Annotated in this window: 24 protein-coding genes; 8 read left to right on the top strand and 16 right to left on the bottom strand. The window is 60.0% G+C overall.

Annotated features, from left to right (window positions below):
• The first annotated feature begins 112 nt into the window (after positions 1–112).
• The 5 genes from dnaX (at position 113) to HNR03_RS03075 (ending at position 5,930) form a co-directional block, all read left to right on the top strand.
• A complete protein-coding gene (gene dnaX, locus HNR03_RS03095; protein ID WP_259150677.1) occupies positions 113–2,203 on the top strand; it encodes a DNA polymerase III subunit gamma/tau in 2,091 nt (696 codons plus the stop codon).
• 67 nt (positions 2,204–2,270) lie between these two features.
• Positions 2,271–2,609 carry a YbaB/EbfC family nucleoid-associated protein gene (locus tag HNR03_RS03090; protein WP_007933349.1) on the top strand — a complete coding sequence of 113 codons (339 nt, stop codon included), beginning with the start codon at positions 2,271–2,273 and terminating at the stop codon, positions 2,607–2,609.
• Positions 2,610–2,895: 286 nt separating this feature from the next.
• The gene (locus tag HNR03_RS03085) at positions 2,896–3,930 is read left to right on the top strand and encodes an NADP-dependent oxidoreductase (RefSeq protein ID WP_259150671.1); all 1,035 of its coding nucleotides are present in this window, start codon (positions 2,896–2,898) and stop codon (positions 3,928–3,930) included.
• A gap of 65 nt (positions 3,931–3,995) precedes the next feature.
• The gene (gene recR, locus HNR03_RS03080) at positions 3,996–4,598 is read left to right on the top strand and encodes a recombination mediator RecR (protein ID WP_259150669.1); all 603 of its coding nucleotides are present in this window, start codon (positions 3,996–3,998) and stop codon (positions 4,596–4,598) included.
• Positions 4,599–4,781: 183 nt separating this feature from the next.
• Positions 4,782–5,930: an acyl-CoA dehydrogenase family protein gene (locus tag HNR03_RS03075; RefSeq protein WP_259150668.1), complete on the top strand. Its 1,149-nt coding sequence runs from the start codon at positions 4,782–4,784 to the stop codon at positions 5,928–5,930.
• Between the two features lie 139 nt (positions 5,931–6,069).
• Here HNR03_RS03075 and HNR03_RS03070 read toward each other — a convergent pair whose 3' ends face one another.
• From HNR03_RS03070 to ccoG, 8 genes are all read right to left on the bottom strand, one after another.
• Positions 6,070–6,618, bottom strand: coding sequence for an adenine phosphoribosyltransferase (locus HNR03_RS03070; protein ID WP_222585433.1), 549 nt, complete (start codon positions 6,616–6,618; stop codon positions 6,070–6,072).
• A 79-nt stretch (positions 6,619–6,697) separates the two neighbouring features.
• Positions 6,698–7,432: a fumarate/nitrate reduction transcriptional regulator Fnr gene (gene fnr / locus HNR03_RS03065; RefSeq protein WP_222585434.1), complete on the bottom strand. Its 735-nt coding sequence runs from the start codon at positions 7,430–7,432 to the stop codon at positions 6,698–6,700.
• Between the two features lie 152 nt (positions 7,433–7,584).
• Positions 7,585–8,967 (bottom strand): oxygen-independent coproporphyrinogen III oxidase, encoded by a 1,383-nt coding sequence (hemN, locus tag HNR03_RS03060; RefSeq protein ID WP_259152072.1) that lies wholly within the window; start codon positions 8,965–8,967, stop codon positions 7,585–7,587.
• Between the two features lie 149 nt (positions 8,968–9,116).
• Positions 9,117–9,800 carry a sulfite exporter TauE/SafE family protein gene (locus HNR03_RS03055; RefSeq protein ID WP_090182047.1) on the bottom strand — a complete coding sequence of 228 codons (684 nt, stop codon included), beginning with the start codon at positions 9,798–9,800 and terminating at the stop codon, positions 9,117–9,119.
• A complete protein-coding gene (ccoS, locus tag HNR03_RS03050; protein WP_208672037.1) occupies positions 9,793–10,011 on the bottom strand; it encodes a cbb3-type cytochrome oxidase assembly protein CcoS in 219 nt (72 codons plus the stop codon). Before ccoS ends, HNR03_RS03055 begins: the two co-directional genes overlap by 8 nt.
• A 22-nt stretch (positions 10,012–10,033) precedes the next feature.
• Positions 10,034–12,484 carry a heavy metal translocating P-type ATPase gene (locus tag HNR03_RS03045; RefSeq protein WP_259150667.1) on the bottom strand — a complete coding sequence of 817 codons (2,451 nt, stop codon included), beginning with the start codon at positions 12,482–12,484 and terminating at the stop codon, positions 10,034–10,036.
• Positions 12,485–12,645: 161 nt separating this feature from the next.
• Positions 12,646–13,185, bottom strand: coding sequence for a FixH family protein (locus tag HNR03_RS03040; protein ID WP_259150662.1), 540 nt, complete (start codon positions 13,183–13,185; stop codon positions 12,646–12,648).
• An 11-nt stretch (positions 13,186–13,196) separates the two neighbouring features.
• A complete protein-coding gene (gene ccoG, locus HNR03_RS03035; RefSeq protein ID WP_222585438.1) occupies positions 13,197–14,612 on the bottom strand; it encodes a cytochrome c oxidase accessory protein CcoG in 1,416 nt (471 codons plus the stop codon).
• Between the two features lie 235 nt (positions 14,613–14,847).
• Between ccoG and HNR03_RS03030 the strand changes: the two genes are divergently transcribed.
• Together HNR03_RS03030 and HNR03_RS03025 are read left to right on the top strand one after the other, a co-directional pair.
• Positions 14,848–15,024 (top strand): hypothetical protein, encoded by a 177-nt coding sequence (locus HNR03_RS03030; protein WP_259150661.1) that lies wholly within the window; start codon positions 14,848–14,850, stop codon positions 15,022–15,024.
• A gap of 57 nt (positions 15,025–15,081) precedes the next feature.
• On the top strand, positions 15,082–16,083 hold the full coding sequence (locus HNR03_RS03025) for a metallophosphoesterase (RefSeq protein ID WP_259150660.1): 1,002 nt from the start codon (positions 15,082–15,084) through the stop codon (positions 16,081–16,083).
• Between the two features lie 55 nt (positions 16,084–16,138).
• Here the strand turns inward: HNR03_RS03025 and ccoP (HNR03_RS03020) are convergent, their stop codons facing one another.
• The 8 genes from ccoP (HNR03_RS03020) to ccoN (HNR03_RS02985) all read right to left on the bottom strand — a co-directional run bounded on the left by ccoP (HNR03_RS03020) (position 16,139) and on the right by ccoN (HNR03_RS02985) (position 23,041).
• On the bottom strand, positions 16,139–17,122 hold the full coding sequence (ccoP, locus tag HNR03_RS03020) for a cytochrome-c oxidase, cbb3-type subunit III (protein WP_222585440.1): 984 nt from the start codon (positions 17,120–17,122) through the stop codon (positions 16,139–16,141).
• The gene (locus HNR03_RS03015) at positions 17,119–17,304 is read right to left on the bottom strand and encodes a CcoQ/FixQ family Cbb3-type cytochrome c oxidase assembly chaperone (RefSeq protein ID WP_003175465.1); all 186 of its coding nucleotides are present in this window, start codon (positions 17,302–17,304) and stop codon (positions 17,119–17,121) included. Before HNR03_RS03015 ends, ccoP (HNR03_RS03020) begins: the two co-directional genes overlap by 4 nt.
• A gap of 5 nt (positions 17,305–17,309) precedes the next feature.
• Complete coding sequence (gene ccoO / locus HNR03_RS03010) at positions 17,310–17,918, bottom strand: cytochrome-c oxidase, cbb3-type subunit II (RefSeq protein WP_054054085.1); 609 nt, start codon at positions 17,916–17,918, stop codon at positions 17,310–17,312.
• A complete protein-coding gene (gene ccoN / locus HNR03_RS03005) occupies positions 17,918–19,360 on the bottom strand; it encodes a cytochrome-c oxidase, cbb3-type subunit I (RefSeq protein WP_090182059.1) in 1,443 nt (480 codons plus the stop codon). The genes ccoO (HNR03_RS03010) and ccoN (HNR03_RS03005) overlap by 1 nt, the downstream gene beginning before the upstream one ends.
• A gap of 483 nt (positions 19,361–19,843) precedes the next feature.
• Positions 19,844–20,797 (bottom strand): cytochrome-c oxidase, cbb3-type subunit III, encoded by a 954-nt coding sequence (ccoP, locus tag HNR03_RS03000; protein ID WP_259150583.1) that lies wholly within the window; start codon positions 20,795–20,797, stop codon positions 19,844–19,846.
• Positions 20,794–20,994, bottom strand: a complete 201-nt coding sequence (locus tag HNR03_RS02995) for a cbb3-type cytochrome c oxidase subunit 3 (RefSeq protein WP_259150582.1) — start codon at positions 20,992–20,994, stop codon at positions 20,794–20,796. The genes ccoP (HNR03_RS03000) and HNR03_RS02995 overlap by 4 nt, the downstream gene beginning before the upstream one ends.
• A 3-nt stretch (positions 20,995–20,997) precedes the next feature.
• The gene (gene ccoO / locus HNR03_RS02990) at positions 20,998–21,606 is read right to left on the bottom strand and encodes a cytochrome-c oxidase, cbb3-type subunit II (protein ID WP_090182064.1); all 609 of its coding nucleotides are present in this window, start codon (positions 21,604–21,606) and stop codon (positions 20,998–21,000) included.
• A 10-nt stretch (positions 21,607–21,616) separates the two neighbouring features.
• Positions 21,617–23,041, bottom strand: coding sequence for a cytochrome-c oxidase, cbb3-type subunit I (gene ccoN, locus HNR03_RS02985; protein WP_222585444.1), 1,425 nt, complete (start codon positions 23,039–23,041; stop codon positions 21,617–21,619).
• An 85-nt stretch (positions 23,042–23,126) separates the two neighbouring features.
• Here ccoN (HNR03_RS02985) and HNR03_RS02980 point away from each other — a divergent pair, with 85 nt between their 5' ends.
• The gene (locus tag HNR03_RS02980; RefSeq protein WP_259150577.1) at positions 23,127–23,804 is read left to right on the top strand and encodes an alpha/beta family hydrolase; all 678 of its coding nucleotides are present in this window, start codon (positions 23,127–23,129) and stop codon (positions 23,802–23,804) included.
• Positions 23,805–24,790: the final 986 nt, after the last annotated feature.

Here is a 24,790-nt window from a genome sequence, read left to right as displayed (position 1 = left end):
ATAAAAGCCCCCAAAGTGCATCTTAGCCAGATTAGACGAGCGCGCCGGATGCAATTTTGGCCTTGCTCCGCTAGCATTAGCCGCTTGTGTTCCTTCGTGGCGACGGTTTTCGATGAGTTATCAGGTTCTTGCACGTAAATGGCGTCCGCGCTCGTTCCGCGAAATGGTCGGCCAGACCCATGTGCTCAAGGCTCTGATCAATGCCTTGGACAGCCAGCGGCTGCATCACGCCTACCTGTTTACCGGCACGCGCGGGGTCGGCAAGACCACCATCGCGCGCATCATTGCCAAATGCCTGAACTGTGAAACAGGTATCACTTCGACACCCTGCGGCGAGTGCTCTGTATGCCGCGAAATCGATGAAGGCCGCTTCGTCGACCTGATCGAAATCGACGCCGCGAGCCGGACCAAGGTCGAGGACACCCGCGAGCTGCTCGACAACGTGCAGTACGCGCCGAGCCGTGGGCGCTTCAAGGTCTACCTGATCGACGAAGTGCACATGCTCTCCAGCCATTCCTTCAATGCGCTGTTGAAAACACTTGAAGAGCCGCCGCCCTACGTCAAGTTCATCCTGGCGACGACGGATCCGCAGAAACTTCCTGCAACCATTCTTTCGCGGTGTTTGCAGTTCTCCCTGAAAAACATGACCCCGGAACGGGTGGTCGAGCATTTGACCCATGTGTTGAGTGCCGAGAACGTGCCGTTCGAAGATGACGCGCTGTGGCTGCTGGGTCGCGCCGCCGACGGTTCGATGCGCGACGCCATGAGCCTGACCGACCAGGCCATCGCCTTCGGTGAAGGCAAGGTCATGGCCGCTGACGTGCGGGCGATGCTGGGCACCCTTGATCACGGTCAGGTCTACGATGTTTTGCATTCGTTGATCGAAGGCGACGCCAAGGCGCTGCTCGAAGCAGTCCGTCACCTGGCCGAACAAGGCCCGGACTGGAACGGTGTGCTGTCGGAAATTCTCAACGTGCTGCACCGCGTTGCCATCGCCCAGGCCCTGCCTGAAGGTGTCGACAACGGTCACGGCGATCGCGATCGGGTGCTGGCACTCGCTCAGGCACTGCCGGCCGAAGACGTGCAGTTCTACTACCAAATGGGCCTGATCGGTCGCCGCGACCTGCCGCTGGCGCCGGATCCGCGTGGTGGTTTCGAAATGGTCCTGCTGCGCATGCTCGCGTTCAGACCGGCAGACACCGCTGATGTGCCGAGGCAACCGCTAAAGCCAGTGGGGATCAGCCAGGCCACAGTTGATTCCGCAAATTCAGTGGCTGCCGCGCCTGTTGTTGCGCCGGTAGTCCCTGCGGCAGTTGCACCGGTCTCGCCTGCGCCCGTCGCTGCGGTTGTTGCTCCAGTCCCGGTGCCAGTGCCTGAACCCGAGCCTGTTGTGCCGGTGATCGTGCCTGAACCCGTCGTTGAGCCCGTAGCGGTCGAAGCGGTGGTCGACCTGCCGTGGAACGATCCGGTAGAGCCTGAAGTCGTCCAGCAACCGGCCGTCGAGCCGGTTCTGGAAACCGCCGGCGAGCAACCTGATTTGCCGCCGATGCCATTGCCGACACCTGACAGCGTGGTGCCGGACGCGCCGGAATGGGCCGCTGCGCCGATACCGGAGCCGTCGGTCGCCGAAGTCGATGCTGCCACGCCGGGCATGGACCTGGACGACGAGCCGCCGCTGGACGAGGATTACATCGAGCCAGACCTGGATTCGGCCTACAGTTACCTTGATGAACTGGCCAGCGAACACTCCGCCGAGCCGGCGCCAGAACCTGAGCCCGAACCCGCGGCCATGCCGGCCACCGGTCTGGCCCTGCAATGGCTGGAGATGTTCCCGAAATTGCCGATCTCCGGCATGACGGGCAGCATCGCCGCCAACTGCACGTTGATTTCAGTCGAGGGCGATCACTGGCTGATGCACCTGGATCCGGCCCACAGCGCCTTGTTCAACGCGACCCAGCAACGTCGACTCAACGATGCGTTGAACCAGTTTCACGGGCGCACGCTGACCCTGACCATGGAGCTGATCAAGCCCGAGCAGGAGACGCCGGCCCAGGCCGCGTCCCGTCGCCGTGCGAACCGTCAGCGCGAGGCGGAGGAATCGATCCACGGTGATCCGTTCATCCAGCAAATGATGCAGCAGTTCGGTGCGGTGGTCCGCAACGATACTATTGAACCTGTCGAAGCCCTGGTCAGTCAGGGCTAATAACTGAAGGCGTTCGGCCTCAAGGGCCGGGCGCTGTTTTAATCCAAGTACTTTTGAGGTGATTCCCATGATGAAAGGTGGCATGGCCGGCCTGATGAAGCAGGCGCAGCAGATGCAGGAAAAAATGGCCAAGATGCAGGAAGAACTGGCCAACGCTGAAGTCACCGGTAAAGCCGGCGGCGACATGGTCACCGTGGTGATGACCGGTCGTCACGACGTCAAGCGCGTGACCATCGACCCAAGCCTGGTCGAAGGCCTGAGCGAAGACGACAAGGAGATGCTGGAGGCCGTGTTCGCCGCCGCCGTCAACGACGCCGTGCGCAAGATCGAAGCCAACAGCCAGGACAAAATGGGCAGCATGACCGCTGGCATGCAACTGCCACCGGGTATGAAACTGCCGTTCTGATTCGCCAAGGCGCGTCCGATGAGCTACAAAAAATGCCAGGCATCGCGCCTGGCATTTTTGTTTCTGGCACACACTTATCGTTCCCACGCTCTGCGTGGGAATGCCTCAATGGACGCTCTGCGTCCGCTTCGCAAGGGACGCGGAGCGTCCCGGGCTGCATTCCCACGCGGACGGTTCGACGCCTCGACGTGGGAACGATCAGTGCCAGACAGAAACATCGAACGCCACACCCTCACAACGGTCTGCTCCCTATACCATCGAATTCAACATTCAAGGAGACGCTGCCATGTCTGACCCACTGACCCTGAACCAACGCATCGTCCTGGCGTCCCGGCCTGTAGGCGCGCCGACGCCGGAGAATTTCCGCCTGGAGCGCGAAGCGCTGCCGGACCTGGCCGACGGTCAGGTCTTGCTCAAGACTCTGTACTTGTCGCTGGACCCCTACATGCGCGGTCGCATGAGTGACGCACCGTCCTACGCCGCTCCGGTGCAAATCGGCGAAGTGATGACCGGTGGGGCTGTCAGCCGCGTCGAACGCTCGCTGAATCCGAAATTTCAGGAAGGTGACCTGGTGGTCGGCTCCACTGGCTGGCAGAGCCACAGCATCAGCGACGGTGGCAACATCGTTCCCGTGCCGTCCGGGCTCCCGAGCCCGTCGATGGCCCTTGGGGTGTTGGGCATGCCGGGCATGACGGCGTATATGGGCCTGATGGACATCGGTCAGCCGAAAGCCGGTGAAACCCTGGTGGTCGCGGCAGCGTCGGGCGCAGTAGGCTCGGTGGTCGGCCAGGTGGCCAAGATCAAAGGCCTGCGTGTGGTTGGCGTGGCGGGTGGCTCGGAGAAGTGCCGTTATGTGGTCGAGGAATTGGGCTTTGACGCCTGCGTCGACCACAAGAGCCCCAACTTCGCCGAAGAACTGGCCCAGGCGTGCCCCGAAGGCATCGATATTTATTACGAAAACGTGGGCGGCAACGTATTCGATGCGGTAGTGCCGCTGCTCAATGCCAAGGCACGGATTCCGCTTTGTGGCCTTATCGCTTCCTACAACGCCCACGAAGCACCGACCGGGCCGGACCGCTTGCCGCAATTGCAACGGACGCTTTTGACCAAGCGCGTGCGTATCCAGGGCTTCATCGTGTTTGACGACTACGGCGATCGTCAGCCGGAATTCGTCAGCGCGATGGCGCCGTGGGTGCGTGATGGCAAGGTGAAATTCCGCGAAGACGTGGTCGATGGCCTGGAGCAGGCACCGCAAGCGTTCATCGGACTGCTGGAAGGACGTAACTTCGGCAAACTGGTGGTGCGGGTCGCGCAAGACTGAGTATTTGACGCTAAAGAGAGGCGCGGGTATAAACCGCGTCTCGTTGTTATGTCGGACGTTTCCCCATGAGCTTCAGCCCTTTGATTCGCCAACTGATCGACGCCCTGCGAATTTTGCCGGGCGTGGGTCAGAAAACCGCCCAGCGCATGGCGCTGCAACTGCTTGAGCGTGATCGCAGCGGTGGTTCGCGATTGGCCCAGGCCTTGAGCCAGGCGATGGAAGGGGTGGGCCATTGCCGGTTGTGCCGCACGCTGACCGAAGATGACCTCTGTCCGCAATGTTCGGACACCCGCCGCGACGACACCTTGCTCTGCGTGGTGGAAGGGCCGATGGATGTCTACGCGGTGGAGCAGACCGGTTTCCGTGGTCGCTACTTTGTGCTCAAGGGCCATCTGTCGCCACTTGATGGGCTGGGACCTGAGGCCATCGGTATTCCGCAATTGCTGACGCGCATCGAGGAGGCCGGTACGTTCACGGAAGTCATTCTTGCCACCAACCCGACCGTGGAAGGTGAGGCGACGGCGCATTACATCGCGCAGTTGCTCAGCAACAAAGGTTTGATTGCCTCGCGCATTGCCCATGGCGTGCCGTTGGGCGGTGAGCTGGAGTTGGTGGATGGCGGGACGTTGGCGCATTCGTTTGCCGGGCGTAAACCGATTGCCTTGTAGTGACTGATTGAGCCCCATCGCGAGCAAGCTCGCTCCCACAGGGGTTTTGTATGCACTGTAATTCCAATGTGGGAGCGAGCTTGCTCGCGATGCAGGCGCCTCGGTCTACCTGATTCACACAATCCTCTTGAAAACCAAGCAAGCGCTCGGTTAACTTCGCTGAACCTTCAGTGGAGCTCGCCGATGCCTGCCTTTGAGGAATACTTCGACCCCAGCCACCAATTGGTCCGCGACAGCGTCAGACGTTTCGTCGAGCGCGAGATTCTTCCGGACATCGACCAGTGGGAAGAAGCCGAAAGCTTTCCCCGCGAGCTCTACCTCAAGGCCGGTGCGGCGGGCATTTTGGGGATCGGTTACCCCGAATCCCTGGGCGGCAGTCACGAAGGCGACCTGTTCGCCAAGATAGCGGCCAGCGAAGAATTGATGCGTTGTGGTTCTGGCGGTCTGGTGGCGGGCCTCGGTTCGCTGGACATTGGCTTGCCACCCATCCTCAAGTGGGCCAGGCCCGAGGTCCGCGAGCGTGTGGTGCCGCACGTGCTGTCCGGTGAGAAAATCAGCGCCCTGGCAGTCACCGAACCCAGCGGCGGCTCCGACGTCGCCAACCTGCAAACCCGCGCCGTGCGTGAAGGCGATTTCTACCGGGTTAGCGGCAGCAAAACCTTTATCACCAGCGGTGTCCGCGCCGATTTCTACACGGTTGCGGTGCGTACGGGGGAGCCGGGTTTCGGTGGCATCAGCCTGCTGCTGATCGAAAAGGGCACGCCCGGTTTCACGGTCGGTCGCCAGTTGAAGAAGATGGGGTGGTGGGCATCGGACACCGCCGAACTGTTCTTCGATGATTGCCGGGTGCCGGCGGGCAATTTGATCGGTGCCGAGAACATGGGGTTCGCCTGCATCATGGGCAATTTCCAGAGTGAACGCCTGGCCCTGGCGCTCATGGCCAACATGACCGCGCAGTTAGCCCTGGAAGAAAGCCTGAAATGGGCGCGTCAGCGCGAAGCGTTCGGCAAGCCGATCGGCAAGTTCCAGGTGCTTAAACACCGTCTTGCGGAAATGGCCACGGCATTGGAGGTGTCACGGGAGTTCACTTATCGTCAGGCGGCGAAAATGGCGGCGGGGCAGAGCGTGATCAAGGAGATTTCGATGGCCAAGAACTTTGCCACCGACACGGCTGACCGGATAACCACGGATGCCGTGCAGATCCTTGGGGGCCTGGGTTACATGCGCGAAAGCCTGGTGGAGCGGCTGTACCGGGATAACCGGATTCTGTCGATTGGCGGCGGGACGCGGGAAGTGATGAACGAAATCATCAGTAAGCAGATGGGGCTCTAATCCTTGGTGTGGCGGCTGACGCTATCGCGGGCAAGCCCGCTCCCACAGGATTATCGTCAGATACACATCTTGTGTACGGCGACGATCACTGTGGGAACGGGCTTGCTCGCGAAGAGGCCCTTGAGAACGCCGCTTACGCTTACTTCTCGCTCAACGCAAACTGCGTCAGGCAGAACGTCGGGATCCCCATCTCTTGCAGCCGCTTCGACCCACCCAGCTCCGGCAAATCGATAATCGCCGCCGCTTCATGAACCCGCGCGCCCATGCGTCGAATCAGGTTCGTCGCGGCGAGCAGCGTGCCGCCGGTGGCGATCAGGTCATCGAACATCACCACCGAATCGCCTTCGCACAAGCTGTCGGCATGCACTTCGAGGAACGCTTCGCCATATTCGGTGGCATAACCTTCAGCCAGCACGTCGGCCGGCAGTTTGCCCTGCTTGCGAAACAGCACCAGCGGCTTGTTCAGTTGATAGGCCAGCACCGAACCGATCAAGAAACCGCGAGCATCCATCGCGCCGATATGGGTGAAGTCCGCCTCGACATAACGGTGGGCGAAGCTGTCCATCACCACGCGCAGGGCCGTAGGAGACTGGAACAAAGGTGTGATGTCGCGAAAGATCACCCCCGGCTTCGGAAAGTCGATTACCGGGCGGATGAGGGATTTGATGTCGAAGGCATCGAAGGCCATAGTCGAAGAATCCTGGCAGGCTGCAAACGTCGCAGTATAACGGCGGCTGAACCGTTTCGCTCAGCCGCATTCGTTACCGTCAGCCTTCGAGCGAGCCACCGGCCAGTGCACAGAGCTGGATCGGGTCGAGGATGTGGATTTCCTTGCCTTCGGCGGCGATCAGTTCGTTTTGCTGAAAGCGCGTGAATACGCGGGACACAGTCTCCACGGCCAGGCCCAGGTAATTGCCGATTTCGTTGCGCGACATGCTCAAGCGGAACTGGTTGGCCGAGAAGCCTCGGGCGCGGAAACGTGCCGAGAGGTTGACCAGGAACGTGGCGATGCGCTCGTCGGCGGTTTTCTTCGACAGCAGCAACATCATCTGTTGATCGTCACGAATCTCGCGGCTCATCACGCGCATCAGCTGGCGGCGCAGTTGCGGCAGTTGCAAGGCCAGTTCATCGAGACGTTCGAAAGGAATTTCGCACACCGACGTGGTTTCCAGGGCTTGCGCCGACACCGGGTGCTTTTCGGTGTCCATGCCCGACAGGCCGACCAACTCGCTCGGCAGGTGGAAGCCGGTGAGCTGTTCTTCACCGCCATCGCTCAGACTGAAAGTCTTGAGGGCGCCGGAGCGAACGGCATAAACGGAGTCGAAGGTGTCGCCCTGGCGGAACAGAAATTCGCCTTTTTTCAGCGGTCGGCCACGTTTGACGATTTCGTCCAGCGAGTCCATGTCTTCCAGATTCAAAGACAGCGGCAGACAAAGCGGGGCCAGACTGCAGTCCTTGCAATGGGCCTGGCTGTGAGCACGCAGTTTTACTGGCTCGGACATTTCTTCAATCCTTGTGGGAAAACACACATAAGCCGTAAGGGTAACTCACGGGAGGACATTCAAGCCAGCATGCGCCGTTTTGTCGCTTGTCGATGACGGGGCGCTCTCTCGACGCTTAACGCCTGCCTGATGACTGCCGACTCGATGAGGCACTAGATCACCCGGGAAAAACGCTGGTTATTGTGCTGTTGCAGATAGGCATCGAACACCATGCACACCGACCGCACCAGCAGACGTCCGGCGGGCAGTACGGTGATCCGATCGTTGTCGAGCGTGATCAAGCCGTCATCGGCCAGGGTCTGGAGCTGCGGCCACAGTTCCCCGAAGTAGCCACGAAAATCGATGTTGAACGTCTGCTCTATCGCCGAAAACTCCAGGTTGAACGTGCAGATCAATTGCTGAATCACCGCCCGCCGCACGCGATCATCGGCGTTGCACACCAGGCCACGACTGGTCGCCAGTTGAGCGCTGGCGAGGGCGCTCTGGTACTGGCTCAGGTCACTGTTGTTCTGGCAGTAAAGGTCGCCGATCTGACTGATCGCCGACACGCCCAACCCGATCAGATCGCAATGGCCGTGGGTGGTATAGCCCTGAAAATTGCGCTGCAGGGTCGATTCTTCCTGGGCAATCGCCAACTCATCGTCGGGTAACGCAAAGTGATCCATGCCGATGTAGCGGTAACCGGCGGCGGTCAGCTGTTCAATGGTGCGCTGGAGCATTTCCAGTTTCTGCGCCGGTGTCGGCAGCTCGTTGCTGTTGATCCGCCGTTGCGGCAAGAAGCGTTCCGGCAGGTGCGCGTAGTTGAATACCGAGAGCCGGTCCGGTTGCAGCGCGATGACTTCGTCGACGGTGCGCGCGAAGTTCTCCGGGGTTTGTTTCGGCAAGCCGTAGATCAGGTCAATGTTGATCGAGCGAAATTGCAGGGTCCGGGCGGCATCGATCACCGCGCGGGTTTCTTCCAGGCTTTGCAGGCGATTGACTGCCCGTTGCACCGCCGGGTCGAGGTCTTGCAGGCCAATGCTGACCCGGTTGAAGCCCAGCTCGCGGAGCAGGCCCATGGTCGACCAATCCGCTTCGCGTGGGTCGATCTCGATGCCGTAGTCGCCGGAATCGTCGTCCAGCAAGTTGAAGTGTTTGCGCAACTGGGCCATCAGCTGGCGCAGTTCGTCGTGGCTGAGAAAGGTCGGGGTGCCGCCGCCGAAGTGCAGTTGCTCGACTTTTTGCGTGGGGTCGAGGTGGCAGGCGATCAGCTGGATTTCCTGCTCCAGGCGCTGCAAGTAGGGCTGGGCGCGGCCGCGGTCCTTGGTGATGACTTTGTTGCAGGCGCAGTAGTAGCAAATGTTCGCGCAGAACGGCACGTGCACATACAGCGACAACGGGCGTAGCGCCTTGCGGCTGTCGCGCAGGGCGTGAAACAGGTCAAAGGTGCCGACCTGTCCGTCGAATTGCATGGCGGTCGGGTAAGAGGTGTAGCGCGGTCCCGCCAGGTCGTAACGGCGGATCAGATCAGTGTCCCAACGAATGGCGTCGAGCATCATGCGGGCGTTCCCCCGGATAGGCTGGCAGTGTCAGCGAGTCTAGGGCGCGGGGCGGTGGGGCATCTTGATTTGCATCAAAGGTCAGGATTTGTGTTGTTAGTGAGGACCCCATCGCGAGCCTGCTCGCGATGGGGGGGGCCGCCGATCTAATGCCCCATCAACCAATGCTGATGGGGCCCCGGCAAGGTCCACAGGCCGAACAGGATCACCAGCAACCCGCCGGTCATCCGCACACTGCGTTTGCGCAACAACGCCGTGACCCGCTCAGCCGCCAGGCCTGTGGCGAGCAGCACCGGCCAGGTGCCCAGGCCGAAGGCCAGCATCAACAGCGCACTGTCCAGCGCATTGCCCTGACTCGCCGACCACAGCAAGGTGCTGTAAACCAGACCGCACGGCAGCCAGCCCCACAGCGCGCCCAGCAGCAAAGCACGTGGCAGGCTCGACACGGGCAGCAGTTTGTTGGCGACCGGCTGGATATGCCTCCACAGGCCGCGACCGAGGCTTTCGATGCGGGTCAGGCCGCTCCACCATCCGGCGAGGTACAAGCCCATGGCGATCAGCAGCAAACCGGCGATCACCCGCATGAACATGGCCGCCGGGCTGTTGGCCACGGCCCAGCCTGCCAGGCCGATCAAGAGTCCGGCGGTGGCATAGCTGAGAATTCGTCCCAGGTTATAGGCCAGCAGCAGCCGAAAGCGGCGGCTGCGTTGCTCCTTGGGAATCGCCAGGGTCAGCGCGCCCATCAAGCCGCCGCACATTCCCAGGCAGTGCCCGCCACCAAGCAGGCCGAGAATCACCGCAGACACTAACAGCGGCGCCAACTCAAGCATGCGGAGGAGCCTTGTCGTCCGGTTTGACCGGATGACCGCTGGCTTCGTCGACCGCGGCCTTGTGGTTCGGGTCCTGGTCGTCGAACAGAATGCTGTGGGCCGGGCCGTCGAGGTCGTCGTACTGACCGCTGTCGACCGCCCAGAAGAAGATGTAAACGGCGATGGCCACGATCAGCAGCGCGGCCGGGATCATCACGTAGAGAGCTGGCATCTGGACTCCATGCCCGCGCGGCTCAGGCCGGCAGCGGACGGGTTTCTGGCGTGGTACGGCTGGCAGGCGCGCTCGGCAGGCGAGTCAGGCGCAGGGCATTGAGCACCACGGTCAACGAACTGATGGACATGCCGACCGCGGCCCATATCGGCGTGATCCAGCCGAGGGCGGCGAACGGCAACATGAGGCCATTGTACAGCCCGGCCCACAACAGGTTCTCGATGATTACCCGGCGGGTGCGCCGCGCCAGGCTGAAGGCTTGCACCAGCGCCTCGAGGCGGTTCGAGAGCAGGACCGCATCGGCACTGGTTTTCGCCAGGTCGGTGGCCGAGCCCATTGCCACGCTGATATCGGCGGCGGCCAGCACCGGCACGTCGTTGACCCCGTCACCGAGCATCAACACCTTGCGGCCTTCCTTGTGCAGCTGTTGCAGGACCTGCAATTTGTCATCCGGGCGCAAGCCGCCCCGGGCTTCATCGATGCCCAGTTCGGCGGCGACGCTGACGACCATCGGCGAGGTGTCGCCCGACAGCAGCAGTGTGCGCCAGCCACGGGCCTTGCAGGCGTCAACCAGCGTTTGGGCGTCGGCGCGCAGGCGGTCGTCGAGCACAAACCAGGCCAGCGGCCTCTGGCTGTCGCCGAGCAGCAGCCATTGGCCCGCTTCCTTCGGCATCGACGGCACGGGCGCGCCACTGAGCTCACAGACGAAGCCTGGTTGACCGATGCGCAAGCGTTGCGCGCCGACCAACCCTTCAAGGCCCAGCCCCGGTGTGCTGTGGACTTCTTCGGCGGCCAGCGGTGCGCGACCAAAGGCGCGGGCGATCGGGTGTTCGGAGCGGTTTTCCAGCGCGGCGGCCAGGCTCAGGCATTGATCGCTGCCGAGTTCGCCGAGCGGACGGATCGAGCGCAACGCCAGGCGTCCTTCGGTCAGTGTGCCGGTCTTGTCGAAAATTACCGTGTCGATTTGGTTCAGGCCTTCGAGCACATGACCGCGCGTCAACAGTAAACCCAGTTTATGCAGGGTGCCGGTGGCGGCCGTGAGGGCGGTCGGTGTGGCCAGCGACAAGGCGCACGGGCAGGTGGCAACCAGCATCGCCAAGACAATCCAGAAGGCGCGAGATGAATCCAGCTCCCACCAGAGCAAGCCGATGGCCACGACGGCAATCAGGGTCAGCAGTAAAAACCATTGCGCGGCGCGGTCGGCGATTTCCGCCAGGCGCGGCTTCTCGGCCTGGGCGCGGTCCAGCAGGCGGACGATGGCCGACAGCCGAGTGTCCTGGCCGAGGGCGAGGACTTGCACGGTCAGGGCGCCTTCGACATTGAGCGTGCCGGCGGTGACGGCATCGCCCAGCGTTCGAGGTTGCGGCAGGTATTCGCCGGTCAACAGCGATTCGTCGATGCTTGACTGGCCATCGAGGATCTTGCCGTCCGCCGGCAGAATCGCGCCGGGGTGTACCAGCACCTGATCGCCGACGCGCAATTCGCTGAGCAGGATTCGTTCGCTCTGGCCGTCAGTACTCAAGCGCAGGCACGAGGCGGGCAACAGGTTTACCAACTGCGCGGTGGCGGCGGCGGTGCGCTCCCGGGCGCGACGTTCCAGGTAACGTCCGGCCAGCAGGAACAGCGCGAACATGCCTACCGCATCGAAATACAACTCGCCGACACCGCTGATCGAGGTCCAGATCCCGGCGATGTAGGCGCTACCGATTGCCAATGACACCGAAACATCCATGGTCAGGTGACGGGTGCGCAGGTCGCGCAGGGCGCCTTTGAAAAAGGGCGCGCAGCTGTAGAACACAATCGGCGTCGTGAGGAATAGTGCAACCCAGCGCAGGATGGTGTGCAGCTCGGGGCTCAAGTCGATGTTGAATTCGGGCCAGGTGGCCATGGTCGCCATCATCGCCTGGAACCACAGCAGGCCGGCCACGCCGAGTTGGCGCAGGGCCAGGCGATTTTCGGCGGCCAGTTGCTCGCTGGCGCGGTCGGCTTGATAGGGATGGGCGGCGTAGCCGATGTGGCGCAACTCGCTGAGCACCTGGCTCAGTGGCAATTGCGCATCAGCCCAGCGTACATGCAGGCGATGATTGGACAGGTTCAACCGCGCCTCGGCTACCGCCGGCAAGCCGCGCAGGTGTTTCTCGATCAGCCAGCCGCAGGCGGCGCAACTGATGCCTTCCATCAGCAAGGTGGTTTCGGCGAGTTCGCCATCGTGGCGCACGAACGGTTGTTGCACGTCGGCGCGGTCGTACAGCGCCAGTTCATCCACCAACTGCACGGGCAGGGCTTCGGGGTTGGCCGAGGATTCGCTGCGATGATGGTAATAGCTTTCCAGACCGCCGGCGACGATGGCTTCAGCCACGGCCTGGCAGCCCGGGCAGCAGAACTCGCGGGTTTCACCGAGGACCACGGCGGTGAAGCGGCTGCCGGTCGGGACGGGCAGGGCGCAGTGGTAGCAGGGGAATGGACTGGTCATGGGGTTTTCACAGCGTGTTGTCCGATGATCGTTCCCACGTCGAGGCGTCGAACCGTCTGCGTGGGAATGCCTCCCCGGACGCTCTGCGTCCGCTTCGGCTGGGACGCAGAGCGTCCCTGGCTGCGTTCCAACGCAGAGCGTGGGAACGATCAAGGTGAGGCTTACTTCTTCAGGTCTTCGGCGCCTTGCAGCGGCTCATCGCCCAGCATCAGGTCCTTGTCATGGATGACCTGTTCTTCCTCGAACAGACGCCAGGTCTTGTCGTCCTGCACACCCAGCAATTCGACAAAGCGACGGCCTTCAATCTTGTCACTCAGCTGGCCGATGTAGCGACCTTGTTCGGTTTCGCTGCGGGTGAGGGTGATCTTGCGATCCTTCTCGGGTTGGGTCGGTGAGATCAGGTTCAGTTGAAGGGTCTTGGGTTGACTGTTGCCGCTCAGGCGCAAGTCGACTTCGCCCGTCACGTCGTCCAGATGCACGCTGGCGCGCAGCAACAGGGTCTGTGCCAGCAGTTCGCGGTCCAGGGAGCGGTTGATGCCTTTGCCGGCCTCGTAGTAATTGTCATTGACCAGGTTGTCGGGATTGTTCACCGCGATGGTCACCATGGACAAGGTCAGGGTCACGGAGCAGGCCAGGATGGCAATAATGATCCATGGCCAAAGATGCTTGTACCAAGGGCTTGCGGCATTTGCTGCGGGCATGATCACTTCTCTCAACGAATTTGTGGGCCGATGAATCGGCTCTTGGCTTCAACGTGGACACTGTTGTCGTCGGCATCCTTGAGGGTGAATTTGACCTCGTTGGTGCTCGACGGCAGTTTCTCCGGCGCCATGGACAATTCCACGGGCTGGCTGAAAATCTCCCCGGCGGCGACTTTGATTTCACGCTTGCCTTGCAGCTTCAGGTCCGGCAAACCAGAGGCTTCCAGCACGTAGGTGTGGTCACGCTGGTCTTTGTTCATGATCTTCAGGCTGTAGACGTTTTCGATCCGGCCTTCGGCGTTCTCGCGGTACAGCACGCGGTCCTTGCTGACGTCGAAACCGACCAGCGAACGCATGAAGAACGCGCCGGCCAGCAAGCCCATCATGGTCAGCAGCACCAAGGCGTAGCCGATCAGGCGCGGGCGCAGTTTATGGGTTTTTTGCCCGGACAGGTTATGTTCGGTGGTGTAGCTGATCAAACCGCGTGGGTACTCCATTTTGTCCATGATGCTGTCGCAGGCATCGATGCAGGCGGCGCAGCCGATGCACTCGATCTGCAGGCCATCGCGGATGTCGATCCCGGTCGGGCAAACCTGCACGCACATGGTGCAATCGATGCAGTCGCCAAGGCCCTGGGCCTTGTAGTCGATGCCTTTCTTGCGCGGGCCACGGCTTTCGCCGCGACGTGGATCGTAGGAAACGATCAGCGTGTCCTTGTCGAACATCACACTCTGGAAGCGCGCATAGGGGCACATGTAAATGCACACTTGCTCGCGCAGCCAGCCGGCATTGCCGTAGGTGGCGAGGGTGAAGAACGCGACCCAGAAATACGACCAGCCATCCGCTTCGCCGGTGAAGAAATCGATGGTCAGTTCGCGAATCGGCGAGAAGTAACCGACGAAGGTCATGCCGGTCACGAAGCCGATCAACAGCCACATCGAGTGTTTGCTGAGTTTGCGCAGGAATTTGTTAGCGCTCATCGGCGCCTTGTCGAGCTTGATGCGTTGGTTGCGGTCGCCTTCGGTGACCTTTTCGCACCACATGAAAATCCACGTCCAGACGCTTTGCGGACAGGTATAACCGCACCAGACCCGGCCGGCGTACACGGTAATGAAGAACAGGCCAAAGGCGCTGACAATCAAGATGCCGGAAAGCAGGATGAAATCCTGGGGCCAGAAGGTGGCGCCAAAAATGAAGAATTTACGTTCCGGCAGGTTCCACCACACGGCTTGATGACCGCCCCAGTTCAGCCAGACCGTGCCGAAATACAACAGGAACAAAAAGGCCCCGCCCATCATTCGCAAATTGCGGAACAGGCCGGTGAAGGCTCGGGTGTAGATCTTTTCTCGGGAGGCGTAGAGGTCGACGCTGTTGTTCGCGTTTTTGGCAGGCGGTGTGACGTCGTGTACCGGAATCTGATTGCTCATCATTGCATCCCACGGCAGTGGAAAAATGCCTCGGTCAGTGCATGCCGACCGCGGTCGAAAAGGGGTGTAGCAGTGGCGCAATGATACGCCTGTAGCTCTACCTCAAGGGTGCGACCTTTGGTCACGTTGGTAGAAATCAACTGACGGTGTAATGACTTGAATCAATTGACTTATGAATTATGGACGGTTTTTCGAGATTCAGATTGGGAGGTGATGCGATTCGTGGCCGCCCGGCATGCCGATCACCGAAGGGATTGCCGCAGCGGCTTCCTGGTGGGGCTCACCAAACGCTGAATATAAACTGCAAAAAAATTGGGCGAAGTTGTTCTTCTGTATTAATTGCGGGTTGCGGAAATATATTTATTTAATTGGCTCTGGTTGGTTGTTTGAGGTTTTTGTTCGATTTCATTAAGTTGGTGGGGTGCAGCTTTAATCGCACTTTATTTAATACTAATGGAAACGGAATTTCATGATTGCCAAGAAAGTTAAGCAGTTTGTGCTGGGCGTGTGCCTGTTGTCTACGATGCCTTTTGCCTATTCAGTGGAGGGTGCTCCACATCACATGATCTTCGCTTCGGATACGCAATACCCGTGGACCGATAAGCTCGACCGCAGAGAGCCGGAGTCAGAAGCGGATTTCAATAGCCGTTCAAAATGGCTGGTAGAGACCCAGTTTGCGAGTATTGCCGACTTTCGGAAAAACAATGCGCAATCCCATGTGCCGCTGATGATCAATGGTGATATCACCGCTTTCGGTCACGGCTGGCAGCGCTCTTACATGAACTCGGTATTGAAAAAATACTTCAAGGACGATTATCTGTATGGGTTGGGTAATCACGATTATGAGAATAACGTGGATGATTGCTTCAGCAATAGTTGCGCGGCCGGCAGTATCGTGGAGTTCAAAGAACACCATGAAGGCAAGGTTGATAACTTTGATCTGAACATTACGGGCAGTTTCATTAGCCGGCAGTATTCGGGCAGCCTCGCCTATTCCAAGAACATCGGTGACGTCCATATGGTGCAACTCAATAATGAACCGACCTATGCGACCAGGATTTCTCACGCGTTAAACCCGACGACCTTCGATATCAACAGTACCCTCGATTGGCTTGAAATCGATTTGAGACACGCTCGGATTCAGGGCTACGCCATCATTATCAACATGCACAAGCCGGAGGAAATGATGGGGAACAGTGAGCAAGTGAGGCGTTTCCACCAAATGATCAGGAAGTATGAGGTCACTGCCATTTTTGCCGGCCATTACCATCAAAATGGCGGTGATGCCTATGAAGTGAATGGCGTGCCAATGTACCTCAGCGGCGCCAGTTCCCAGCAAACCTACCTGATTGCCAGCTTCTCGGATGATCGCAAGCAATTGCACATCAACCTTGTGACGAACAACCAATGGCAGACCCGAAAGCTGCTGGATACGGTACCGGTGAAATCGATCTGGGCCAGTCGCCCATAAAAAAGGCCCCGCCAGATCACTGGCGGGGCCCTTTTTATTGCATCAAGCATTTGCCTTACTGAGCATCTGCCGCCGGAGCCTTCTCACCGTGAGAAAGGCTGTAGACGTAAGCGGCCAGCAGGTGAACCTTGTCGTTGCCTTGCAGCAGTTCTTGCGCAGGCATCTGGCCCTGACGGCCGTAACGGATGGTCTGCTGCAGTTGAGCGAAGCTCGAACCGTAGATGAACGCTGCCGGGTGGGTCAGGTTAGGTGCGCCCATCGCTGGCGTACCTTTGCCTTCCGGACCGTGGCAAGCCACGCAGTTGGCGGCGAAAAGCTTCTGGCCGGCAACCGGGTCAGCCTTGGTGCCTTCCGGCAGCTTGCGGCCATCGAGGTTGGTCAGTACGAACGAAGCAACGTCCGCAACGCCTTGCTCGCCGATCACGTCAGCCCACGCTGGCATGACCGCATGACGGCCGCCCATGATGGTGGTCTTGATGGTTTGCGGCTCGCCGCCCCAGCGCCAGTCGGCGTCGGTCAGGTTCGGGAAGCCATAGGCGCCCTTGGCGTCGGAACCGTGGCAGACCGAGCAGTTGGAGGCGAACAGACGGCCACCCATCTTCAGGGCTTGCGGGTCCTTGGCCACTTCTTCGATTGGCATGGAAGCGAACTTGGCGAAGATCGGACCGAACCTGGCGTCCGACTTGGCCATTTCCTTTTCCCACTCGTGAACGCCGGTCCAGCCGGACTGGCCGTTGGCGAACGCGGTCTGCTTCTCGTTATCCAGGTAGTTGTAACCTGGCAGCAGGCCTTTCCAGTTGCCCAGGCCCGGGTACAGCACCAGGTAGCCCAGGGCGAAGATGATGGTGCCCACGAACAGCATGAACCACCATTTTGGCAGTGGGTTGTCGTACTCCTCGATCCCGTCGAAGGAGTGGCCAACCGTTTCTTCGGTGGCTTCGCTGCGCTGGCCCTTGCGGGTGGACAGCAGCAGCCAGGTCAGGGCGAAGATGGTGCCGAGACTGAGGACTGTGACGTACAGACTCCAGAACGTAGTCATTCTTTGTTACTCCTAGAAGCTTGCTCGACGTGCTTGATGGCTTCGGGATCATCCGCGAAAGGCAGCAAGGTCGCGTCTTCAAACTCCGACTTGCGCTTGGGGCTGAATACCCACAACGCCAGACCGATGAAGGCCACCATCACAACAACGGTGCCCAGGCCACGAATCATCCCGATATCCATCTAAATCACCGTTTGCTTTTGATGATGGTGCCCAGGCCTTGCAGATAGGCCACCAGCGCGTCCATTTCGGTTTTGCCCTTCACAGCATCCTTGGCGCCGGCGATGTCTTCGTCGGTGTAAGGGACGCCGAGCGTGCGCAAGACTTCCAGTTTCTTGGCGGTGTCTTTGCCGTCGAGCTTGTTTTCCACGAGGAATGGGTAGGCCGGCATTTTCGACTCAGGCACTACGTTGCGCGGGTTGTACAAGTGCGCACGCTGCCAGTCATCGGAGTAACGACCGCCGACGCGGGCCAGGTCCGGACCGGTACGCTTGGAACCCCACAGGAACGGGTGGTCCCAGACGCTTTCACCGGCGACCGAGTAGTGGCCGTAACGTTCGGTTTCAGCACGGAACGGGCGGATCATCTGCGAGTGGCAGCCGACACAACCGTTGGCGATGAACACGTCGCGTCCTTCGACTTCAAGCGCAGGGCGAGGCTTCATGCCTTCGACCGGCTTGTTGGTGACGTCCTGGAAAAACAGCGGAACGATCTGGGTCAGGCCGCCGATGCTGACGGCGATAACCATGAAGAAGGCCAGCAGGCCAATGTTCTTCTCGACTGCTTCATGCTTCATCAGTGAGCTCCAACTACAGCAATCTGTTCAGCGGCTTTGGCTTCTGCCGGGTTCGAGGCACGTACGGTACGCCATACGTTGTAAGCCATGAACAGCATGCCGCTGGCGAAGAACGCACCGCCCAGGGCGCGAACGATGTAGCCAGGGTGGCTGGCTTGCAGGGCTTCGACGAACGAGTAGGTGAGGGTGCCGTCGTCGTTGATTGCACGCCACATCAGGCCCTGGGTGATGCCGTTGACCCACATCGAGGCGATGTACAGAACGGTACCGATGGTTGCGAGCCAGAAGTGTGTGTTGATCAGGCCGATGCTGTGCATCTGCGCGCGACCGAACAGTTTCGGGATCATGTGGTAGATGGCGCCGATCGAGATCATCGCTACCCAGCCAAGAGCACCGGCGTGTACGTGGCCGATGGTCCAGTCGGTGTAGTGCGACAGCGAGTTCACGGTCTTGATGGCCATCATCGGGCCTTCGAAGGTCGACATGCCGTAGAACGCCAGCGATACCACCAGGAAGCGCAGGATCGGGTCGGTGCGCAGCTTATGCCAGGCGCCCGACAGGGTCATCATGCCGTTGATCATGCCGCCCCAGCTTGGAGCCAGCAGAATGATCGACATCGCCATGCCCAGGGACTGAGCCCAGTCCGGCAGTGCGGTGTAGTGCAGGTGGTGCGGACCGGCCCAGATGTACAGGGTGATCAGCGCCCAGAAGTGCACGATCGACAGGCGATAGGAGTAGATCGGACGCTCGGCCTGCTTCGGAACGAAGTAGTACATCATCCCCAGGAAGCCGGTGGTCAGGAAGAAACCGACCGCGTTATGGCCGTACCACCACTGGATCATCGCGTCCGTTGCACCCGCATAGGCGGAGTAGGACTTGAACAGGCTGACCGGCAGCGACATGTGGTTGACGATGTGCAGCATCGCCGTCACGACGATGAAGGCACCGTAGAACCAGTTGCCGACGTAGATGTGCTTGGTCTTGCGCTTGACGATGGTGCCGAAGAACACCAGACCGTAAACAACCCAGACGATGGCCAGCAAAATAGCCAGGGGCCATTCCAGCTCAGCGTATTCCTTGGTGGTGGTGTAACCCAGCGGCAAGGTAACGATGGCGCCGATGATCACCGCTTGCCATCCCCAGAAGTGGAAGGCGGCGAGACTGTCGGAAATCAGTCGCGTTTGGCAGGTTCGCTGCACGACGTAATAAGAAGTGGCAAACAGTGCACAACCACCGAAGGCGAAAATCACCAGGTTGGTGTGCAACGGGCGTAAGCGTCCAAAAGTCGTCCACGGCAGACCGAAGTTCAATTCCGGCCATACAAGCTGTGAGGCGATGAAGACACCAAGCCCCATGCCAAGGATCCCCCAGACCACCGTCATGATGGCGAACTGGCGGACTACCTTATAGTTATAAGCAGTCGGACTGATTGCTGTGCTCATTCTAAGGTTCCACGGTTTGGGTGTTTTATTAGGAGTAAAAATCGGTCGCAAGTATGGAGAAAGCAGGGGGTCATTGCAACGCGCCATGACCTGGATCAATGCTTTCAAAAGCTGATTCTGCGGCCTTTCCATGCGCCGCGTAAGGACAAAATTGCCCCCGGACAAAATGTCGCAGCGAACGAAAAGTGTGAGGGGGTCAGGTCAGTTGTAACGGGGTGTGTTCAAACACAACGATCGGGTGACAGACGGCGATTGGCACGACAGCCGGTATCTACCAGCCTTTGCGGCCTGTCATCGAGCGAATTCGTCGAACGCATCGGGTTGGGTCGACCTGGAACCGGCTCATGCCAGTCCGCATCGCAGAAGCTTAGACCCGAATCTGGTGAACCGAAAGGAGCGACCCAAGGAGGGGTGCGACACTTGGTCGCAAAAAAGCAGGGAACTGCCGCATCCGGGAGAATGCGGCAGTAGAGCGGTCGAGATTTATTCGCGTTTGCCTTCGGCTTGCAAGCGCTCGGTGCTCAGACCGTGAGACAGGCTGTAAACATACGCAGCCAGCAGTTGTACTTTGTCGTTGCCGAGCAATTCGTTCTGCGCCGGCATGTGGCCCTGGCGGCCATGACGTATCGTTTGTTGCAGTTGCGCCAGGCTTGAACCGTAGATAAATCCGGCCGGGTGCGTCAGATTCGGCGCTCCCATGGCTTCAGTGCCCTGGCCGTTTGCCCCATGACAGGCCACGCAGGTGGTGCTGAACAGTTGCTGTCCGGCTTGCACATCGGCACCGCTGTCGGCTGGCAATGGCAGTCCCGCCAGTTCGTGACGTACATACGCGGCAACGTTTTTCACACCGGTTTCGCCGAGGATTTCACCCCAGGCCGGCATTGCCGCCATGCGACCGCCCATGATGGTGGTCTTGATGGTGTCGGCAGCACCGCCCCAGCGCCAGTCGGCGTCGGTCAGGTTCGGGAAGCCGAAGGCGCCCTTGGCATCCGAGCCGTGGCAGACCGAGCAGTTGGAGGCGAACAGACGACCGCCCATTTTCAGCGCTTGCGGGTCCTTGGCCACTTCTTCCAGCGGCATGGCGGCGAATTTGGCGAAAATCGGCCCAAACTTTGCGTCAGCTTTGTTCATCTCCTTTTCCCATTCGTGGACGCCGGTCCAGCCGTCCTCGTAACCCGGCAGGACGCCTTTCCAGTTGCCCAGGCCGGGATAGAGGATCAGATAACCCACGGCAAACACCAGCGTGCCGGCGAACAGCATGAACCACCACTGCGGCAGCGGATTGTCATACTCCTCGATGCCGTCGAAGCTATGGCCCATGGTCTGGTCGACGCTGCCCTTGGTTTCGCCCTTGCGGGTGCCGATCAGCAGCCAGGTCAGGCCGATCAGGCTGCCGATGGTCAGTACGCAGATCCACGTACTCCAGAAGGTGGTCATGGCCGGGTACTCCTTGTTGTTGCGGGTTCTTGAGGGCTATCGGGTTGTGGTTCGTCGGCGAACGGCAGCAGGCTCGCTTCGGCGAATGCCGGGTTGCGCTTGCTGTTGAACACCCACAACGACAGGCCGACGAAGGCCACGAACACCACGACCGTGCCCAGGCCTCGGATCATTCCACTGCTTAACTCAACGACCATGGCTCACCTCTTGCTCTTGATGGCAGTGCCGAGCACTTGCAGGTAGGCGACCAGTGCGTCCATTTCGGTCTTGCCCTTGAGCGAGGCCGTTGCACCGGCGATGTCGTCGTCGGTGTAGGGCACGCCCAGGGTGCGCATGGTCTTGATCTTGGTTTCGGTGTGGCTGCTGTCGAGTTGATTGGCCACCAGCCACGGATAGGCCGGCATCTTCGATTCCGGCACGACGTTGCGCGGGTTGTACAAGTGCGCGCGGTGCCAGTCTTCGGAGTAACGGCCGCCGACTCGTGCAAGGTCCGGCCCGGTGCGTTTCGAACCCCACAGGAACGGGTGATCCCAGACGCTCTCACCGGCGACCGAATAGTGGCCGTAGCGTTCGGTCTCGGCGCGAAACGGGCGGATCATCTGCGAGTGGCAACCGACGCAGCCTTCGCGGATGTAGATGTCACGTCCTTCCAGTTGCAGCGCGGTGTAGGGCTTCATGCCTTCCACTGGTTTATTGGTCACGTCCTGAAAGAACAGCGGGACGATCTGGGTCAGGCCGCCGATGCTCACGGCAAGCACCATCAACAGCATCAGCAGGCCGACGTTTTTCTCGATTGTTTCGTGTTTCATGGCGGACTCCTCAGGCCATCTGCGCGGCAGCGGCGACTTCGGCAGGCTGCGAGGCCCGCACGGTGCGCCAGGTGTTGTAAGCCATCAGGAACATGCCGCTGAGGAAGATCGCACCGCCCACCAGTCGCACGACGAAGCCTGGGTGGCTGGCCACCAGGGTTTCGACGAAGGAGTAGGTCAGCGTGCCGTCCTCGTTGACGGCGCGCCACATCAGGCCCTGGGCGATGCCGTTGACCCACATCGAGGCGATGTACAGCACGGTGCCGATGGTCGCGAGCCAGAAGTGCGCGTTGATCAGGCCGATGCTGTGCATCTGCGCGCGACCGAAGATTTTCGGGATCATGTGATACAGCGCACCGATGGAAATCATCGCCACCCAGCCGAGCGCGCCGGCGTGAACGTGGCCGATGGTCCAGTCGGTGTAGTGGGAGAGGGCGTTGACCGTCTTGATCGCCATCATCGGCCCTTCGAAGGTCGACATGCCGTAGAAGGCCAGGGACACCACGAGGAAGCGCAGGATCGGGTCGCTGCGCAACTTATGCCAGGCGCCCGAGAGCGTCATCATGCCGTTGATCATCCCGCCCCAGCTTGGCGCCAGCAGGATCAGCGACATCACCATGCCCAGCGACTGCGCCCAGTCCGGCAGCGCGGTGTAGTGCAAGTGGTGCGGACCGGCCCAGATGTAAAGGGTGATCAGCGCCCAGAAGTGCACGATGGATAAGCGATAGGAATACACCGGGCGCTCGGCCTGTTTGGGCACGAAGTAATACATCATCCCCAGGAAACCGGCGGTGAGGAAAAAGCCCACGGCGTTGTGCCCGTACCACCACTGGACCATCGCATCGGTCGCACCGGCGTACACCGAGTAGGACTTGGTGAAACTCACCGGCACTTCAAGGTTGTTGACGATGTGCAGGATCGCCACGGTGATGATGAACGCACCGAAGAACCAGTTGCCGACGTAGATGTGCTTGGTCTTGCGCTTGGCCAGCGTGCCGAAGAACACGATGGCGTAGGCGACCCAGACGATGGTGATCAGGATGTCGATCGGCCATTCCAGCTCGGCGTATTCCTTGGAACTGGTGTAACCCAGTGGCAGGCTGATGGCCGCCAGCAGGATCACCAGTTGCCAGCCCCAGAAGCAGAACGCGGCGATTTTCGGCGCGAACAATTGGGTCTGGCAGGTGCGTTGCACCGAATAAAACGAGCTGGCGAACAGGGCGCAACCGCCAAAAGCGAAGATCACCGCGTTGGTGTGCAACGGGCGCAAACGGCCGAAGCTGGTCCACGGTAGATTGAAGTTGAGTTCGGGCCAGACCAATTGAGCCGCGAGAAAAACCCCGAGACCCATGCCGACGATGCCCCACACCACCGTCATAATGGCGAATTGGCGGACCACCTTGTAGTTGTAGGCGGTACTGATAGAAGTGTTCATGGTTCCCCATCCACGGTTCAGCCGAAGTGAGCGCCAGCAGCGCCGCTTCGCCTGGAGTTATAGGCAGACTAAAAGCGAGGCAAGCATGGACAAAGAGCACAAGGCCAGTATTGACGGGGATCAATGGGCGCAATGTGTGCGGGAGCATGGATGGTTGTGGAATGCCGCGTCAGCGCCGGCCTCGGCGACGTTGATTCTTGCCCACGGTGCCGGTGCGCCGATGGACAGCCTCTGGATGAGCGATATGGCTGCGCGCCTTGCGGTTCAAGGGGTCAATGTATTGCGCTTCGAGTTTCCATACATGGCGCAAAGGCGCGTCGATGGCGGCAAGCGTCCTCCGAATCCGGCGCCAAAACTGCTGGAATGCTGGCGTGAGGTGTATGCCGTGGTGCGACGCCATGTCACTGGGCGTCTAGCCATTGGCGGCAAGTCCATGGGCGGGCGGATGGCCAGTCTGTTGGCTGATGAACTGGGTGCGGATGCCTTGGTGTGCCTCGGTTATCCGTTTTATGCGGTGGGGAAGCCGGAGAAGCCTCGGGTCGAGCATCTGGCTTCTTTGCGGACTCGGACGTTGATTGTGCAGGGGGAGCGGGATGCTCTGGGTAATCGTGAGGCGGTTGAGGGGTATTCGTTATCGACGGGGATTGAGGTGTTTTGGTTGGCCGCTGGGGATCATGACTTGAAGCCTTTGAAGGCCTCGGGGTTTACCCATGAGCAGCATCTGGCGGCTGCGGCGGGCAAGGTTGCTGCATTTCTTCAGTGAGATTTGAGGGGGGGCATATCCGTTGCTGCGGTAACGGCCACTTAGGGTTTCGCCCTGACGGCGACTCACTTTTTTTACAAACGCCTAAAAAAAGTAAGCAAAAAAACGTTTGCTCCTACGTTCGGCCCGCTCGCTGGGGCTCGGGGTTCCTTCGCTCCGGGAACCATCCGGGGGCATCGCCTCCGGTTTGCTTCGCTGCACCTCCTCTCGATGTGTTCGACTTCGTCGAACGGTCGCTGCGCTCCCACCCCCGGATGAATCCCTCCCCTCAGCCTTCCGATGTCGCCCGTGGATCAAGATCAAGAGCTGCAGCCGAGCTAACGCTCATCCTGTTGAGTGGTGAGGAGCAGAAGCAGAAGCAGAAGCGGTACGCGTTCTGCTCTTGCTCTTCTGTGGGAGCGAGCTTGCTCGCGAAGGCGGCCTGACAGCCGACCATTCTCTAACTGAATGCATTCCAATGAAAACTGTGGGAGCTGGCCTGCCAGCCAACCAATCTCTAACTGAATGCACTCCAATCAAAATTTTGGGAGCTGGCCTGCCAGCGATGGCGGCCTGCCAGCCAACCATTCTCTAACTGAATGCACTCCAATCAAAACTGTGGGAGCTGGCCTGCCAGCGATGGCGGCTTGCCAGCCAACCAATCTCTAATTGAATGCACTCAAATCAAAACTGTGGGAGCTGGCCTGCCAGCGATGGCGGCCTGACAGCCAACCAATCTCTAACTGAATGCACTCCAATCAAACCTGTGGGAGCTGGCTTGCCAGCGATGGCGGCTTGCCAGCCAACCAATCTCCAACTGAATGCACTCAAATCAAAACTGTGGGAGCTGGCCTGCCAGCGATGGCGGCTTGCCAGACAACCAATCTCTAACTGAATGCACTCAAATCAAAACTGTGGGAGCTGGCTTGCCAGCGATGGCGGCTTGCCAGCCAACCAATCTCCAACTGAATGCACTCAAATCAAAACTGTGGGAGCTGGCCTGCCAG

The organism is Pseudomonas sp. JAI111, from assembly GCF_024809425.1.
Classification (GTDB): domain Bacteria; phylum Pseudomonadota; class Gammaproteobacteria; order Pseudomonadales; family Pseudomonadaceae; genus Aquipseudomonas.
The sequence above is the reverse complement of the archived record's forward strand: the minus strand, read 5'-3'. Positions and strand labels throughout refer to the sequence as shown.

Excerpts from the sequence above, each read along its gene's own strand:
- dnaX (WP_259150677.1), top strand. The coding sequence starts at position 113 with ATGAGTTATCAGGTTCTTGCACGTAAATGGCGTCCGCGCTCGTTCCGC.
- HNR03_RS03090 (WP_007933349.1), top strand. The coding sequence starts at position 2,271 with ATGATGAAAGGTGGCATGGCCGGCCTGATGAAGCAGGCGCAGCAGATG.
- HNR03_RS03085 (WP_259150671.1), top strand. The coding sequence starts at position 2,896 with ATGTCTGACCCACTGACCCTGAACCAACGCATCGTCCTGGCGTCCCGG.
- recR (WP_259150669.1), top strand. The coding sequence starts at position 3,996 with ATGAGCTTCAGCCCTTTGATTCGCCAACTGATCGACGCCCTGCGAATT.
- HNR03_RS03075 (WP_259150668.1), top strand. The coding sequence starts at position 4,782 with ATGCCTGCCTTTGAGGAATACTTCGACCCCAGCCACCAATTGGTCCGC.
- HNR03_RS03070 (WP_222585433.1), bottom strand. The coding sequence starts at position 6,618 with ATGGCCTTCGATGCCTTCGACATCAAATCCCTCATCCGCCCGGTAATC.
- fnr (WP_222585434.1), bottom strand. The coding sequence starts at position 7,432 with ATGTCCGAGCCAGTAAAACTGCGTGCTCACAGCCAGGCCCATTGCAAG.
- hemN (WP_259152072.1), bottom strand. The coding sequence starts at position 8,967 with ATGCTCGACGCCATTCGTTGGGACACTGATCTGATCCGCCGTTACGAC.
- HNR03_RS03055 (WP_090182047.1), bottom strand. The coding sequence starts at position 9,800 with ATGCTTGAGTTGGCGCCGCTGTTAGTGTCTGCGGTGATTCTCGGCCTG.
- ccoS (WP_208672037.1), bottom strand. The coding sequence starts at position 10,011 with ATGCCAGCTCTCTACGTGATGATCCCGGCCGCGCTGCTGATCGTGGCC.
- HNR03_RS03045 (WP_259150667.1), bottom strand. The coding sequence starts at position 12,484 with ATGACCAGTCCATTCCCCTGCTACCACTGCGCCCTGCCCGTCCCGACC.
- HNR03_RS03040 (WP_259150662.1), bottom strand. The coding sequence starts at position 13,185 with ATGCCCGCAGCAAATGCCGCAAGCCCTTGGTACAAGCATCTTTGGCCA.
- ccoG (WP_222585438.1), bottom strand. The coding sequence starts at position 14,612 with ATGAGCAATCAGATTCCGGTACACGACGTCACACCGCCTGCCAAAAAC.
- HNR03_RS03030 (WP_259150661.1), top strand. The coding sequence starts at position 14,848 with ATGCCGATCACCGAAGGGATTGCCGCAGCGGCTTCCTGGTGGGGCTCA.
- HNR03_RS03025 (WP_259150660.1), top strand. The coding sequence starts at position 15,082 with ATGATTGCCAAGAAAGTTAAGCAGTTTGTGCTGGGCGTGTGCCTGTTG.
- ccoP (WP_222585440.1), bottom strand. The coding sequence starts at position 17,122 with ATGACTACGTTCTGGAGTCTGTACGTCACAGTCCTCAGTCTCGGCACC.
- HNR03_RS03015 (WP_003175465.1), bottom strand. The coding sequence starts at position 17,304 with ATGGATATCGGGATGATTCGTGGCCTGGGCACCGTTGTTGTGATGGTG.
- ccoO (WP_054054085.1), bottom strand. The coding sequence starts at position 17,918 with ATGAAGCATGAAGCAGTCGAGAAGAACATTGGCCTGCTGGCCTTCTTC.
- ccoN (WP_090182059.1), bottom strand. The coding sequence starts at position 19,360 with ATGAGCACAGCAATCAGTCCGACTGCTTATAACTATAAGGTAGTCCGC.
- ccoP (WP_259150583.1), bottom strand. The coding sequence starts at position 20,797 with ATGACCACCTTCTGGAGTACGTGGATCTGCGTACTGACCATCGGCAGC.
- HNR03_RS02995 (WP_259150582.1), bottom strand. The coding sequence starts at position 20,994 with ATGGTCGTTGAGTTAAGCAGTGGAATGATCCGAGGCCTGGGCACGGTC.
- ccoO (WP_090182064.1), bottom strand. The coding sequence starts at position 21,606 with ATGAAACACGAAACAATCGAGAAAAACGTCGGCCTGCTGATGCTGTTG.
- ccoN (WP_222585444.1), bottom strand. The coding sequence starts at position 23,041 with ATGAACACTTCTATCAGTACCGCCTACAACTACAAGGTGGTCCGCCAA.
- HNR03_RS02980 (WP_259150577.1), top strand. The coding sequence starts at position 23,127 with ATGGACAAAGAGCACAAGGCCAGTATTGACGGGGATCAATGGGCGCAA.